This is a genomic window from Parasphingorhabdus sp., from assembly GCF_039968395.1.
Lineage (GTDB): Bacteria > Pseudomonadota > Alphaproteobacteria > Sphingomonadales > Sphingomonadaceae > Parasphingorhabdus.
Window position 1 is genome coordinate 126,631 of record NZ_JBDVPV010000001.1, and the last position, 13,943, is coordinate 140,573.

The 13,943-nt window shown below is 55.9% G+C and carries 14 protein-coding genes; 13 read left to right on the top strand and 1 reads right to left on the bottom strand.

Annotated elements, in window-relative coordinates:
* Positions 1-70 precede the first annotated feature (70 nt).
* From ABJI30_RS00585 to ABJI30_RS00605, 5 genes are read left to right on the top strand one after another with little or no spacing between them, the layout of a single operon-like run.
* Positions 71-892, top strand: a complete 822-nt coding sequence (locus ABJI30_RS00585) for a CoA ester lyase (RefSeq protein ID WP_348014954.1) — start codon at positions 71-73, stop codon at positions 890-892.
* 33 nt (positions 893-925) lie between these two features.
* The gene (locus tag ABJI30_RS00590; protein ID WP_348014955.1) at positions 926-1,435 is read left to right on the top strand and encodes a MaoC family dehydratase; all 510 of its coding nucleotides are present in this window, start codon (positions 926-928) and stop codon (positions 1,433-1,435) included.
* 57 nt (positions 1,436-1,492) lie between these two features.
* Positions 1,493-2,686, top strand: a complete 1,194-nt coding sequence (locus ABJI30_RS00595; protein ID WP_348025344.1) for an acyl-CoA dehydrogenase family protein — start codon at positions 1,493-1,495, stop codon at positions 2,684-2,686.
* Positions 2,683-3,876 carry a CoA transferase gene (locus ABJI30_RS00600; RefSeq protein ID WP_348014957.1) on the top strand — a complete coding sequence of 398 codons (1,194 nt, stop codon included), beginning with the start codon at positions 2,683-2,685 and terminating at the stop codon, positions 3,874-3,876. Before ABJI30_RS00595 ends, ABJI30_RS00600 begins: the two co-directional genes overlap by 4 nt.
* A gap of 4 nt (positions 3,877-3,880) precedes the next feature.
* On the top strand, positions 3,881-4,969 hold the full coding sequence (locus ABJI30_RS00605; RefSeq protein WP_348014958.1) for a CoA transferase: 1,089 nt from the start codon (positions 3,881-3,883) through the stop codon (positions 4,967-4,969).
* A 17-nt stretch (positions 4,970-4,986) separates the two neighbouring features.
* Here the strand turns inward: ABJI30_RS00605 and ABJI30_RS00610 are convergent, their stop codons facing one another.
* On the bottom strand, positions 4,987-5,748 hold the full coding sequence (locus ABJI30_RS00610) for a GntR family transcriptional regulator (protein WP_348014959.1): 762 nt from the start codon (positions 5,746-5,748) through the stop codon (positions 4,987-4,989).
* A gap of 26 nt (positions 5,749-5,774) precedes the next feature.
* On the opposite strand from ABJI30_RS00610, the gene ABJI30_RS00615 reads away from it, so the two are divergent.
* From ABJI30_RS00615 to ABJI30_RS00650, 8 genes are all read left to right on the top strand, one after another.
* The gene (locus tag ABJI30_RS00615) at positions 5,775-7,043 is read left to right on the top strand and encodes an MmgE/PrpD family protein (RefSeq protein WP_348014960.1); all 1,269 of its coding nucleotides are present in this window, start codon (positions 5,775-5,777) and stop codon (positions 7,041-7,043) included.
* Positions 7,044-7,045: 2 nt separating this feature from the next.
* Positions 7,046-8,347, top strand: coding sequence for an MmgE/PrpD family protein (locus tag ABJI30_RS00620; RefSeq protein WP_348015216.1), 1,302 nt, complete (start codon positions 7,046-7,048; stop codon positions 8,345-8,347).
* Positions 8,344-9,705 carry a phenylacetate--CoA ligase family protein gene (locus ABJI30_RS00625; RefSeq protein ID WP_348014961.1) on the top strand — a complete coding sequence of 454 codons (1,362 nt, stop codon included), beginning with the start codon at positions 8,344-8,346 and terminating at the stop codon, positions 9,703-9,705. Before ABJI30_RS00620 ends, ABJI30_RS00625 begins: the two co-directional genes overlap by 4 nt.
* Positions 9,706-9,712: 7 nt before the next feature.
* Positions 9,713-10,912 (top strand): amidase family protein, encoded by a 1,200-nt coding sequence (locus tag ABJI30_RS00630; RefSeq protein WP_348014962.1) that lies wholly within the window; start codon positions 9,713-9,715, stop codon positions 10,910-10,912.
* A 12-nt stretch (positions 10,913-10,924) separates the two neighbouring features.
* Positions 10,925-11,230: an REDY-like protein HapK gene (locus ABJI30_RS00635; RefSeq protein WP_348014963.1), complete on the top strand. Its 306-nt coding sequence runs from the start codon at positions 10,925-10,927 to the stop codon at positions 11,228-11,230.
* On the top strand, positions 11,230-12,030 hold the full coding sequence (locus tag ABJI30_RS00640) for an SDR family NAD(P)-dependent oxidoreductase (protein ID WP_348014964.1): 801 nt from the start codon (positions 11,230-11,232) through the stop codon (positions 12,028-12,030). The genes ABJI30_RS00635 and ABJI30_RS00640 overlap by 1 nt, the downstream gene beginning before the upstream one ends.
* A 117-nt stretch (positions 12,031-12,147) precedes the next feature.
* Complete coding sequence (locus ABJI30_RS00645; protein WP_348014965.1) at positions 12,148-13,014, top strand: polysaccharide deacetylase family protein; 867 nt, start codon at positions 12,148-12,150, stop codon at positions 13,012-13,014.
* Between the two features lie 163 nt (positions 13,015-13,177).
* The gene (locus tag ABJI30_RS00650) at positions 13,178-13,942 is read left to right on the top strand and encodes an enoyl-CoA hydratase-related protein (protein ID WP_348014966.1); all 765 of its coding nucleotides are present in this window, start codon (positions 13,178-13,180) and stop codon (positions 13,940-13,942) included.
* Position 13,943: the final 1 nt, after the last annotated feature.

Consider the following 13,943-nt stretch of genomic DNA (forward strand, 5'->3'; position numbering starts at 1 on the left):
CTGGTTGACTTTAGATTTGTCCGGACAAATTGTGAAGAGGCAATATCAAACTCATAGCAAAATGGACCCCATGACCGGATTGACAAACTTTCTTTTCGCACCCGCCAATCGGCCCGAACGCGTTGAAAAAGCAGCGAAAAGTGGTGCTGATTTGATATGTATTGACCTTGAAGATTCCGTTCCGCCTGCGGAAAAATCCAGCGCACGCGAATCCGTGTTGTCGTTGTTAAGAGTGCTGGACAGGGCAAAAACAGCCGTTCGAATCAATGGATTGAAAACGGAAGCGGGCCTTGCCGACCTATTGGCACTATCCGCTTCGGAACATCTACCTGCACTCGTTTTTTTGCCAATGGTGGAAAGCGTGACCGAAGTCGAAATTGCGCATCACATATTGGGCGACCGGATTGCGGGGCTGATTCCGTTGATAGAAACAGTGAAAGGTCTGCGGGTCGGAGACGAGATAGCCGCGGGCCCGGGGATAGCCGGCATGATGTTCGGCGGTGGCGATTTTTCTGCCCAGCTGGGCACAAAGCTGGATTGGGAACCGCTTCTCGTGGCGCGAGGCGAGTTCATCCTGTGTTGCGCTTCTGCAGGTGTGGCGGCATTTGACGTGCCGTATATCAATCTGCAAAATGACGCGGGCCTGCGGGAGGAATGCGAGAAGGCCAAAGAGCTTGGCTTCCACGCCAAAGCTGCCATCCATCCCAAACAACTTTCCATCATCAGCGAGGTCATGCGGCCTTCGGTTGTGGAAATCGAAGAAGCCAAGGATGCGATAGCCGCCTTTGATGCAGCGGGTGGAAAAGCGGTTAGTCATAATGGCCGTATGCTCGAAGCGCCGGTAATGCAAAGATACCGGAATATCGTTGCAGCGGCCTCGATACGAAAATGATGATTTGAAATTTATCGAACAAGGACAGAAATTATGCGTGATGGAGTGATTGAAGTTAGCCCGGGTCGGTTCCGCGAAACATTCGGCCGATATTTTGAGGATTTTGAAGCGGGGCATATATATGAACATCGGCCGGGACGGACCATTACCGACACGGACAATGTGCATTTCACTTTGCTGACGATGAACACCCATCCCGCACATTTCGACTATGAATTTGCGAAGAAAACTGAATTCGAAAAGCCGCTTGTATGTTCACCGCTGACAGTTGCGCTGATGGTCGGAATGAGTGTGTCGGACACCAGCCAGAAAGCGGTAGCCAATCTCGGCTGGGACAAGATTCGCCTCACTCATCCGCTCTTTCCCGGCGACACACTTTATGCCGAAAGTGAAGTTCTGGAAAAACGGGAGTCATCGTCTCGCCCGGAACAGGGCATTGTGACGGTCAAGACGATCGGCAAAAATCAGGATGGAACGGTCGTGTGTACATTTGAACGGACGATGCTGATCTGGAAGCGCGGGTTTGGCGGAGCCGACGACTAATCAGAGTATGACAGCTGGCCGCTATGGTGCGGCAGCGACTAATTTTGGAGTATGACGATGGCCAGTGCAGTGGATGTGCCAACTGAAGAATTTGTTCCGCGGACGATTGATCCCGAGGATGAGCGTGCGTTTATGGACGCGATCGAAAAGTGGGTTGAAGGGGAGGTCAAGCCGGTGGTCATGGAGCATGACCATGGAGACATATGGCCGGAAAAACTTGTCGCACAAATGTCCGAAATGGGTCTGTTCGGCGCAACTATCGGTCAGGAATATGGCGGTCTGGGATTGCCTGCCACGACCTATGCCAAGATCGTAACCTATATTTCCTCATACTGGATGGCGATTACCGGCATTTTTAATTCTCACCTCATTATGGCGGCGGCTGTTGAACGGTTTGGTACCGAAGAACAGAAGCAGCTGTGGCTTCCCAAATTTGCGACCGGAGAAATTCGTGGGGGCCTGGCCCTGACAGAACCCAATGCCGGGACCGACTTGCAAGCCATCCGGACTGTCGCGGTGCGCGACGGCGATGATTATGTGATCAATGGCACCAAGACCTGGATATCCAATGGCATCAAGGGCGAGTGTTTTGCACTGCTGGTCAAGACTGATCCCAAGGCGGAACCGCGTTACAAGGGGATGAGCCTGATGATTGCCCCAAAAGGCGACGGCTTCACTGTCGGCAAAAAATTCGAAAAACTCGGATACAAGTCGATCGACAGTGCCGAGCTGGTTTTCGACAATTACCGCATTCCGGCAGAAAATTTGATTGGCGGCGTCGAGGGGGATGGTTTTTTCCAGGCGACAGGCGGCCTCGAACTCGGCCGCATCAATGTCGCGGCGCGCGGTGTCGGATTGGCACAGGGCTCTCTGCGATTGGCGACAGAATATGCGCAGCTGCGTGAAACCATGGGCAAGCCGATTTCCGAACATCAGGCGATTCAGCTGAAACTGGGCGAAATGGTCACCCGGGCGCGGGCATCCGAATTGCTGACCACCGACGCGGCAGAAACATATGATCGCGGTGAACGGTGCGACATGCAGGCGGGCATGGCGAAATATTTCGCTTCGGAATCCGCGGTACGCAATTCGGAAGAAGCAATGCGGATCCACGGCGGCTATGCCTATTCCAAGGAATATGAAATCGAGCGCTATTATCGGGATGCCTTGCTGATGTGTATCGGGGAAGGGACCAACGAAATGCAGCGCATGATTATTTCCAAACAATGGGTGAAAAGGAACCCGGCTTGAGCGTCAAACAACCCTTGAAAGGCTTTCGTGTCCTGTCGGCCGAACAATATGGCGCAGGACCCTATGGCACGATGTTTCTGGCTCAGATGGGCGCGGAAGTCATCAAGATCGAACCCCCCAAGGGCGGCGATACGGCCCGGCATGTCGGACCGCACTGGCTGCGGGAACAGGAAAGTCTGTACTTTCAGAGTTTCAACCTCAACAAGCGATCGCTGACGCTCGACCTGCGGAGCGCCAGGGGTGTTGAAATCCTCCACCAGCTGGTCAGCGAATCTCATGTCATGGCCAATAATCTGCGCGGCGATGTGCCGGCGAAAATCGGCCTGGACTACGGCTCTCTCAAAGCGGTCAATCCGGCCATTGTCTGCGCTCATGTCTCTGCCTATGGCCGGGACAATGAACGGGCAAAATGGCCGGGATATGACTATCTGATGCAAGCTGAGGCTGGCTTTTGTGCATTGACCGGTGATCCGGATGGTCCGCCGGTTCGTTTTGGTCTTTCGATGGTGGATTTCATGTCTGGCACCCAGATGGCGGTAGGCTTGCTGGCTGCCTTGCTGGATGCCCAGCGGTCGGGTGAAGGCTGCGACGTTGACGTTGATCTGCTGTCCGCGGCGGTGCACCAGACCAGCTATCCGGCTTTGTGGTACATGAACGAAGGCGATATTACCGGTCGCGCACCCAATGGCGCACACCCATCAGCGACGCCCAGCCAGATGTTCAAAGCTGCGGATGGCTGGATGTTTGTGATGGCGCAAATTCCGAAGTTCTGGCCGATTTTGTGCAACAAGATCGGGCATGATGAATTGATTGACGACCCGCGTTTTGACACACCGGCCAACCGGCTCGACAATCGTCCGGCTTTGTCCGACATATTGAACGCCATATTTATCGCGCATCCGATGGCGCACTGGCAGGCGTTGCTTGAAGGACTTGTTCCGGTTGCACCCGTCTATCAACTGGACCAGGCACTGGATAATCCCTGGCTCAAAACGATCGGCATGCGTGACACAATCAACCATCAGGACCGACCGGAAATGGATGTGCTGTCGAGCCCGATCAAACTCAATGGCGAACGTTTGCCCAACAAGGCGGGGCCGCTGCTCGGGGAAGACAGCGATGCGATCCTGGGCGACCTCGGTTACGATGCAGATGCCATTTCCGAATTGCGTGCCGGTGGGGTAGTTTGAATCCATGGGGAAACTTTCCGGCATAAAGGTCATCGACCTCTCGCTATTTCTGCCGGGACCGATGCTGACGATGATGATGGCCGATCATGGCGCAGATGTCATGAAAGTCGAACCTCCTGCCGGTGATCCTGCGCGACAGATGGAGCCGATGCAGGCCGGTCAGTCGGTCTGGTTCCGCAATCTGAACCGGGGCAAAAAATCTCTCGCGCTGGATCTGAAATCGGACGCAGGCCGTCAGCGACTCTGGAATCTGCTTGCCGAAGCGGATGTCATGATCGAAGGCTTTCGGCCCGGCGTGATGAAACGTTTGGGTTTCGATTATGAAGCCGTCGCGGCCAAAAATCCCCGTATCGTCTATTGTTCGATTTCCGCCTTTGGGCAAGAAGGAGAAATGGCGCATCACCCGGCACATGATCTGGCTGTGCAGGCGCTTTCCGGATTTCTGTCCGTAAATGACGGCCCGGATGGGATGCCGGTTGTACCCGGCGTACCATCGGCAGACATGGCCGCGGGACTGAACGGTTTGTCTGCGGTTCTCATGGCACTGATCGGCCGCGAGCAGACCGGCAAAGGCGACTATGTCGATATTGCGATGTTTGATTCCATGCTTCCCTGGTGCGCGCATATCGCCGGAGATGCGATCAGTGGCGGCGCGCCACCGGTGTCGCAGTCACAGCGGTCATTGGGCGGTGCGGCCTTTTACAATGTCTATCGGACTTTGGATGGCAAACATATTGTACTGGGCGCGCGCGAACTCAAATTTGCGAAGGTTTTGCTGACCGCTCTCGACCGGCTTGATTTGCTGCCTTTGGCGGAGCTGGAAGCCGGTGCGCCGCAACAGCCGCTGACCGATTTCCTGCGCGAGATATTTTCGGGTCGGACCCGCGCTGAATGGGTCCAATGGTTTGCCGACAAGGACGTGGCTTTTTCACCGGTCCTCAATTTTCGGGAAGCGCTGGATCAGACGTTTCTGCGCGAAAAGGGTCTGCTGGTCGAAGCGGATGGCGTGCATCAGATTGCGCCGGCATTCCAGTTTGCGTCAGAGAGTGACTGGCAGGCAAGTGATTCGCCTGCGCTGGATGAATCGCAATGACTGCGAGTTTAGCGACTTCAGTCGACCTCGATATGCATCGAGTAAGCGAAACGCTCGCCGGGATGATAGCTGGCCGAGATTTCAAACATCCGGTCATTTTCATCATAATAGCAACGCAAGATTCGCAGCACCGGATCGCCTTTTTCAATTCCCAGATCGCTGGCGAAATGGCGCGAGGCCGAGATCGCCTGAATGTCCTGGGTGACACGGCTGACGGTCACTTTGCCATATTCCTCGATCTGACGGAACAAGGTCGCGCCATCGAGATCAATCTGGTCTACAGCATCGGCCAGGTCGGGATTGATCCAGGCGACGGTGATCGCAATCGGGCGCTTCCGACCCGGTTTCAACCGCTTCCCGTGAAACACGAACCATTCGCGCGTCGGGTTGATACCGATCTGCTCAGCAATCTTGACGGGAATGTCCTGCGGATCCATTTTTTCAAAACTGATCGTGGTGTCATGCGCATATTGCAAAATTTCACCAACGTTACTCAGCGGCTGATGCAGGGCACCGGCCCGCGCAGTCGCCGGTTGCACGACTGTTCCCGAGCCTCTTTTCCGCGCGATCAATCCCTCAGACGTCAGCTTGCGCAGCGCTTCGCGAACCGTGAAGCGACTGACATCAAATTTCTTGCAGAGAACCGACTCAGTCGGAAACTCGCCAGGATCGGAAAAGTCGCCGCGCAGGACTGCCGTGCGCAGTTCGTCGGCCAGCTCGAGATAACGTGGCTGCTTTTTCGCAGGCTTTTTCGTGGCTTGGGTTTTTTGTCCGGACATATTCCTATCTTAAGGGCGGCTTTGTCATGACGCAAGAGAGCCTGACCGAGAAATTGGCCCATCATTTGACCCGTCCGGTCGATGAAGCGACCCGCCAGCGGGCGCGGTTGCATTTGCTGGATTGGTTGGGATGTGTGGCAGGGGCTCGGAAAAGTGATATAGCGCAAAGGCTTCGTGGAACGGGATGGTCGCGCCCGGATGACTTGATTCGCTTTTTGGGCAACCAATTGGAAATGGATGACGTTCATCGAACTGCCATCCTGCATCCAGGGCCGGTAATTTGGCCTTCGGTTTTAACGGATTCAGATGGAATGAACGCCATTTTGAATCGAGCTGTGCGTGGTTATGAAGCAATGATTGGTGTTGGCGCGACACTGGATGCGTATCATTATGCTTACTATCACCCCACGGCTACTGCAGGCGCATTTGGGAGCGTGGCTGCAAATATCGTCGGAGGCGACGCAGAAACCGGAATAATCGAGATTGATAAGACGTTTGAAGAATTGGTCAACGGCCTTGGTCTGGCGGGTTCGTTGGCTGGTGGACTATGGCAAATGCGCAACGAGGATTGTGATGCCAAGCAATGGCATGTGAATTGGGTTGTTTTCAATGCCTTCAATACTGCCTTGGCGGCTGTGGACGGGATAAAGGGCCCCCGCTTCATACTGGAAGGCCCGCAAGGTCTTTACGCGGCCACCTGTAAAAACCCAAAACCAATGACGTTCCCGGACGAGTGGCGGATCCACCAAGTCAGCTTCAAGCCATGGGGGGCTTGCCGTCATGCGCACCCTGCGATTGATGCGGCGCTGGAGTTAAAGTCCAGGCTGGGTTCGCTCGATGGCGATATCCAGGTGGAGACCTATGCGGATGCTGTCACTTTTTGTGATCGCGCCAATCCCGAAACCGTGATTGATGCCAAATTCTCCATCCAGCACGCGGTGGCTGTGATCGCAGAGCGGGGCGTCCCGCAGCTGGCGGATTTTGAGCTGGATGCTATTCCCCCTCTTGCGGGTGGGCGGGGCCGGGTGTCGGTTGCTGCAAATGCGGATATCGCTGCCCGTTATCCGGAACATTATGGCGCCCGGGTAACCTGCAATGGCGAAACCGCCGAATTGATTGATACGCTGGGTGATCCGGAACGGCCGTTGTCCAAAGAGGGTGTAATCGACAAGACGCGCGCTTTGATTGCATGGGGTGGTTTACCGGACGAGGAAGCGGATCGCGCGATTGATCTGGCGCTACACGGAGATGATGCTGGAGCGGTGAGTAAGCTGCTGGAGGACTGGTTGTCGTGAGTATGACGCAGAACATTCTGGCTTTTGCCGCGGCTGATCATCGCTTGCCTGATCCTGCCATTGCCAATGTCAGACGGCTGTTTGCCGATACGATGGCGGGCGGCGCTGCGGGAGCGGCTTCGGATGAGGCGCAGGCCATGCTGGGCGCCGTTCGCGGCTGGGGCGCTGGCGATGAATCGCGCTTGCTCGGCCTGGATGAAAGCCTTCCAACGCCTTCTGCCGCCTGGTTTAACGGCTTTGCGATCCACTGCCTGGAATGGGATGCGGTGCATGAACCTGCGGTTGTCCATGCCATGTCAGTCGTCACTGCTGCCCTGCTTGCCAGCGCGGATCGCTTGGGCGGATGTGAAGAGGATGCGTTTCTGACCGCTCTTGCAGTCGGTGTGGATATCGCCAGCGGGCTGGGAGTGTCCGCCAGCGGCGCAATGGAATTTTTCCGGCCAGCAACAGCAGGTGTTATTGGAGCCGCGCTGGCAGTTGCGCGACTGGAGAGCCTTTCGGCGGAGCAGTTCCCGGACGTCATGGGACTGGCTTATTCGCAGGCAGCCGGGACAATGCAGGCGCATGTCGAAGCGTCGATTGCCTTGCCTTTGCAGATCGCCAATGCGTCCCGCGCGGCAATCACGGCGGTGGATCTCGTCAAGGCGGGCATGAATGGGCCGCATGATGTGCTGGAAGGTCCGTTTGGCTATTACAAGCTGATCGAACCGGGAGATTTAACGGAATATGCTGCGACGCTTGGCCAGCGCTGGTTGATCGACGAAGTCAGCATCAAGCCGTTTCCATCGGGCCGCGCCAGTCACGGAATTATTGGAGCACTGGATGATCTGTTGCGAGATGAAGCCATTGATCCGTCCGATGTAGAATCCGTCTCGGTGCTAGCACCACCTCTGATCCACCGGCTCGTCGGTCGACCCTATAAGCAGGATATGACGCCTAGCTACGCACGTCTTTGTTTACCTTTTCTGGTGCCATTGATGCTGCGCGACGGGATTATTGATCCGCGCTGTTTTACGGCGCAGGAGTTTGCCAATCCCGATTTGGTAAAGCTGGGGCAGAAGGTGACGGTCAAGATCGACGACAACCCAGATCAAAATGCGCTCGCACCGCAACAACTGGTTATCCGTTCGGCTGGCGAATTCCAACTATCGCTGACGATCAACGACAATCTCGGCAGTCCGACGGCACCGATGTCCGATGCCCAGACCCGATCCAAACGCGACCTCGCCCGCAGCCTGGCTGATGCCGATTGCGACATTCGAATTTTTGACCATCCTCTTGCTTATGTGACGGAGCCTCGATGACCTTTCCAACCTATTTTGAAACATTTGATGCCAAAGCGATGCTCGATCAATATCCGATCGGGGACGATTTTGTGAACCGCTACACAGCGATGTCGCGCGATGAACTTCATGCAGTGCAGAACAAGCAGTTTTTGAAACTGATGCAGCGCGGCTGGGAAATTCCTTTCTACCAGCGCCTGTGGGGCAATCACGGGGTAGAAGCCGGTGACATCAAGGGGCTCTCTGACATCACCAAGCTGCCGGTCTATGACAAGACCGATTTAATGGCTTCGGTCAACGATTTTCCGCCTTATGGTGATTTTGACGGACGCGGCGATACGCCGGTCGTTTTCCATACGACCAGCGGCACAACGGGTCGTCCGCAACCGTTGATGTTCGGACCCAAGGGGCGCGAAATCACCAATTTGCTGGTCGGGCGGATGTACCGCTGGATGGGGCTGGGCCAGGAGGATGTGGTGCAGTCAGTCTATGGTCACGGCATGATAAATGGCGGACATTATATTCGCGAATCTGTCACCCATTTCACCAACGCACTTTTCCTGTCAGCAGGCACCGGCATTGAAACGCGCTCGATCAATCAGGTCAATCTAATGGCCGATTTTGGCGTGACCTGCATGGTCGGTTTTGTCGATTACATCCGCAAGCTGGCAGACACGGCGGCGGCGGAAGAGCTGTTCGACAAGATCAATCTGAAGATGATCATCGGCCATCTTGGTACCGAAGACCGGGCCTCGACCGAAGCCGCGTGGCAGGGGGCCAAGGCCTATGACTGGTACGGGGTTGGCGACACCGGCACGATTGCCGGCGAAGGGCCAGAGCGCGACGGCATGTATGTCTGGGAAGATGCGCAATATCTCGAGCTGCTCGATGTCGACAGCGGTGTCCCGGTCGCTCCGGGCGACACCGGGGACATGGTCGTCACCTGTCTGTTCAAGGATGATATCGCCCCGTGCATCCGGTTCAACACGCACGATATTACCGAAGAACTGACCGGCACCAACCAGACCGGAATGGTGTTCAAGCGCATTACCGGTTTCAAGGGTCGCAGCGACAATATGGTCAAGCTGCGCGGGATCAATATCTTTCCCCATGCCATCGGCGCGATCATCGAAGGCCGCAGCGAGCTGACCGGCGAATATGTTTGTCATGTCAATCGCGATGATGCGGGCCGGGATGACATGCATGTGACGCTGGAATGCCGGAGCGGCGGGGATCAGGCGGCGATTGCCGAGCTGCTCCGCAAGGGGCTGGGTATCGAAGTCGGGGTTACCCTGGTCGGAGCCGGTGACACGGCCACAGACACCCAAATTGAAACCAGGCAGAAACCGATTCGCCTGATCGATCAGCGAGGGCTATGAAGGAAGGATGATCGACTGGGATGATCTTGAGGCCGCGAATGCCGCACTGAATGCATTTACCGATTTTGACCGGAATGCCAGCGGCGGGCCCGGGGCGTTGAACGGCATGACGATCGGTATCAAGGCCAATATCGCGGTGCAGGGCATGCCGTGGACTGGCGGGCTGGAGGCCTATCGTACCCGCATCGCAAAGCAGGATGCCGAATCGGTGGCGCGGCTACGCGCTGCCGGAGCTGCCATCATCGGCACGCTCAACATGGAAGAAGCGGCTCTCGGGGCGAAGACCGATAATCCCTTTTTCGGACCGACCCATAACCCGCATCAAATTGGCCATACACCGGGTGGATCATCGGGGGGAAGCGGGGCTGCCGTGGCTGCCGGTCTGTGTGATGCGGCTTTGGGAACCGACACAATGGGTTCGGTGCGCATACCCGCTGCCTATTGCGGGATATACGGTCTGAAACCCGGTCGCGGTGCAATCAGTCAGGATGGTCTCGAACTGGTAGACGCGTCGCTCGACAGCATTGGTCCTCTGGCCCGTTCACTGGACACGCTGGACACTGTTTCAAGGGTTTTGATTGACGGCTATGACAATAGCCAAGCTATTGATAATATTATATTGTTGGATCAACTGGGCGGAGTGAAATGCGAACAGGCAGTTCTGGATGGTTACCAGATAGCCAAAACTGCAATGGCTGCGGAGCGGAGCTTTTCGCTTCCCCATCCCCTGACCCGGATTCGCTTTGCCGGATTTATCATGTCGTCATTGGGGCTGTCGAAAGAACTGGGCGACATCCTCGCCAACAATCCCGATGGCCTGTCCGCCCACCTCAAACATCTGCTGACCTTCGGACCAAAACGCAGCGCAGATGATCTCGCTGAAGACCGTGCCATATTGGCAGAGGTTGGTGATGCCGTGCAATCTGCGGTCGGCGAGACGGGCGCCCTGTTACTGCCAACCGCCCCGCAAGCGGCATTCAGCCATGACGACGCGGCCCCGGCCAATCAGGCGGACTTTACCTGTCTGGCCAATATTGCCGGATTGCCATCGATCACCATTCCCTCTGGCCGAAATGCCGAGGGAATGCCAGTCGCCGTGCAACTGGTCGGCGCGGCGGGCAATGAAGCCGGGCTGGTCGCCAAGGCTAAGGAACTGGATTCCAGCTTGTCGGCTTACCAACCGCCCGAAACATTTCTGGAACAATAGAGGAGAGAGACTATGCGCATCATCGTTTTGTTTAACCTGAAAGATGGCGTCAATATCGCCGAATATGAGGAATGGGCGAAGACCCGGGATATTCCGACTGCTAGCGGGCTGGCATCGGTTCAATCCTTTACCGTTCACAAGGCAACGGGCCTGTTTGGATCAGACGATCCGTCTCCTTATGAATATTTCGAGATTATCGATATCACCGGGATGGATGAATTTGTGACCGACGTTTCCGATCCGGCCTTCCAGGCGGCTGCCGCTCCGTTTCAGGATTATGCTGACAACCCGACCTTCATCCTGACAGAAGATCTTTGATGACACGCAAGTTCGAAGGCAAGACGATTGTCGTCACCGGCTCCGGCAAGGAAAAGGGACTTGGACAGGGTATATTGCAGCGCTTTGCAGACGAAGGCGCCAATTGTGTGGTCTCCGATCTCGGCATTGATGGCGAAGCCGAGGGTGTCGCGGAGGAACTGCGGAAACGCGGTGCAAAAGTCGCCAATATAGCCTGTGACGTCAGTGATGCCGAACAGTGTCAGGCGTTGGTTGATCAGGCTGTGGATGCCTTTGGTGCGGTCGATATTTTCGTCAATAATGCCGGGATCGGTTTCATGATGAAGCCGCTGCTCGATGTTGTGCCAAAAGATTTCGCGATGGTGATCGGTGTCAATCTCAACGGTGCGTTTTACTGCACGCAAGCCGCGGCGAAGGCGATGGTCAAGGCTGGCAAAGGCGGTCGTATCATCAATATCGCATCGCAGGCCGCCAAAACCGGCTTCCCGCATCTGCCAGCCTATGTCAGCTCGAAACATGGCATGGTCGGTCTGACCCGGGCGAGTGCAGTGGAACTCGGTGCGCACGGCATTACCGTCAATGCGATCTGTCCCAATCATGTGACCACGGCTCTGGGCGCAGAACAGAATGCCTATTTTTCGAAGCTTCTCGGCTTTGAAACGGTTGAAGCCTATCTCGCCAACATGGCCGCGAAAAACCCGATGGGGCGGCCCGGATTACCGTCTGATACCGCTGCTGCCTGTGCGTGGCTGGCGAGCGAGGATGCTTTTTATGTAACAGGTGAGGCGTTGAACGTCTCCGGTGGCGAGGAAATGCATTAGATTGACATAAACGGTTCCGGCTCTCTCCCCTTCCAAGCCACCCAGAGCTTATCCTCTCGGGTGGTGGGGAGAGAGCCGGAACCGAAAGTGAGCGAGAGCGAACAAAGAAGGAAGAATATGCAGGAAGAACGTATCGATTGGCCTGACGGCGCGAAGATGGCGCTCAGCGTTGTGGTCAATGTCGAAGAAGGCAGCGAGATGACAATCGCGCGCGGAGACCGCGGCATGGAACCGGTGGACGAGCTTGGTATCCATATCAAATCGCCGATCCGAAATTATGGCAATGAGTCCAACTATCTTTTTGGTATCAAGGCCGGCGCGCCGCGGATTATCAAACTTTTGAAGCAATATGACATGATGGCAAGTTGGACCGTCGCGGCGATGAGTCTCGAAAACCATCCGGAAATCGGAGCGGCCATTGCCGAATTGGGTCATGAACCGGTGAGCCATGGCTATCGCTGGGTCCATCAGTTCAAGATGGATGAGGAGAAGGAGCGGGAGTTTATCCGCAAGGCAGTGGCCTCGATTGAAAAAACCACCGGCACGCGGCCTTATGGCTGGCTGTCGCGCTATTTCCACACCGACAATACACGGCGACTGCTGATCGAAGAGGGTTTCGCCTATCACATGGATAATTATTCCGGCGATGTGCCCTTCTGGGATAAAGACACGGTGCCAGCCAAACCCATTGCCATAGTGCCTTATCAGCTCGACAATAATGACATGAAAATGTGGACCGATCCGGCGATGACGCCGCAAAGCTGGCTGGATTATGCGAAACAAAATTTCGATCAGGTTTACCGCGAAGGTGAGGAAGGCAATCCCAAGATGATGTCGCTGGGCCTGCACTTGCGGATCATTGGCCGGCCCGGACGGATCTGGGCGCTGGAAGAGTTTTTCAAGCATGTGCGGTCAAAACAGGATGTGTGGGTCACCACCCGCCATCAGATCGCGCAGCATCTGGCGAAAGTGGATCCGGCATGAGAGGAAATGGACAAATCCTCTCTGTGCGTAGCATGGCGAGGGGAACCAGCGCAGCTGGTGGAGGGGCATTGTCGCAACCTCATCATTCACGCCACGCGCGGTCCCTCCGTCGCACCTGCGAGGCGCCACCTCCCCAAAGCTTCGCTTCAGGGAGGATAATTCCGTGAACCTTCGCCTCGAGAAAGACGGAATGATCGCACGGCTGATCATCGACCGGCCGGACAAGCGCAATGCGTTTACCCAGGAAATGTGGGAATTGTTCCCAGAGCTGCTCGCTGACGCGATGGCCGATGAAAAAATCCGTGTGCTGACGGTCAGCGCCAGCAAAAAAGACAGCGCCTTTTGCGCCGGTGCGGATATCGGTGAATTCGGCACGGGTTCGACTGATCCGGAATGGCGTGCAAAGAACCAGGCGGCGATCGGCAAGGTCCAGCATGAACTGGCGCAAGCGGTCAAGCCGACCATGGCGGTGATTGACGGGGATTGTATTGGCGGCGGCTGCGGTATCGCGCTGGCCTGTGATATGCGGATTGCGGGACCAGCGGCACGTTTTGGTATTACACCGGCGAAGCTGGGCCTGGTCTATCCGCTGCACGACACCAAATTGCTGGTCGACGCAGTCGGGCCGTCTCAGGCCAAACGGATATTGTTCACCGGCCAGATATTGCCGGCGGAGGAAGCATTGCGCATCGGCTTGATCACGATGATGGCGGACGATCCCTATGCCGAAGCCGAAGCGCTTGCGCAGACCATGGCCTCGGTCTCTTCGCACAGTCAAAAGATGAGCAAGACAATTATCAAACGCATCCTCGATGGCCAGGCGGACGATGATGACGCCAGCCGCGCGCTTTTCGATGCGGCTTTCGAAAGCGATGATTTCAAGGAAGGCGTAAGTGCCTTTATGGCTAAAAGAAAACCGGAATTCTGAT

What these genes read in the sequence shown, in the direction of transcription:
- ABJI30_RS00585 (WP_348014954.1), top strand. Translation starts at nt 71, where the DNA reads ATGACCGGATTGACAAACTTTCTTTTCGCACCCGCCAATCGGCCCGAA.
- ABJI30_RS00590 (WP_348014955.1), top strand. Translation starts at nt 926, where the DNA reads ATGCGTGATGGAGTGATTGAAGTTAGCCCGGGTCGGTTCCGCGAAACA.
- ABJI30_RS00595 (WP_348025344.1), top strand. Translation starts at nt 1,493, where the DNA reads ATGGCCAGTGCAGTGGATGTGCCAACTGAAGAATTTGTTCCGCGGACG.
- ABJI30_RS00605 (WP_348014958.1), top strand. Translation starts at nt 3,881, where the DNA reads ATGGGGAAACTTTCCGGCATAAAGGTCATCGACCTCTCGCTATTTCTG.
- ABJI30_RS00610 (WP_348014959.1), bottom strand. Translation starts at nt 5,748, where the DNA reads ATGTCCGGACAAAAAACCCAAGCCACGAAAAAGCCTGCGAAAAAGCAG.
- ABJI30_RS00615 (WP_348014960.1), top strand. Translation starts at nt 5,775, where the DNA reads ATGACGCAAGAGAGCCTGACCGAGAAATTGGCCCATCATTTGACCCGT.
- ABJI30_RS00620 (WP_348015216.1), top strand. Translation starts at nt 7,046, where the DNA reads ATGACGCAGAACATTCTGGCTTTTGCCGCGGCTGATCATCGCTTGCCT.
- ABJI30_RS00625 (WP_348014961.1), top strand. Translation starts at nt 8,344, where the DNA reads ATGACCTTTCCAACCTATTTTGAAACATTTGATGCCAAAGCGATGCTC.
- ABJI30_RS00630 (WP_348014962.1), top strand. Translation starts at nt 9,713, where the DNA reads ATGATCGACTGGGATGATCTTGAGGCCGCGAATGCCGCACTGAATGCA.
- ABJI30_RS00635 (WP_348014963.1), top strand. Translation starts at nt 10,925, where the DNA reads ATGCGCATCATCGTTTTGTTTAACCTGAAAGATGGCGTCAATATCGCC.
- ABJI30_RS00640 (WP_348014964.1), top strand. Translation starts at nt 11,230, where the DNA reads ATGACACGCAAGTTCGAAGGCAAGACGATTGTCGTCACCGGCTCCGGC.
- ABJI30_RS00645 (WP_348014965.1), top strand. Translation starts at nt 12,148, where the DNA reads ATGCAGGAAGAACGTATCGATTGGCCTGACGGCGCGAAGATGGCGCTC.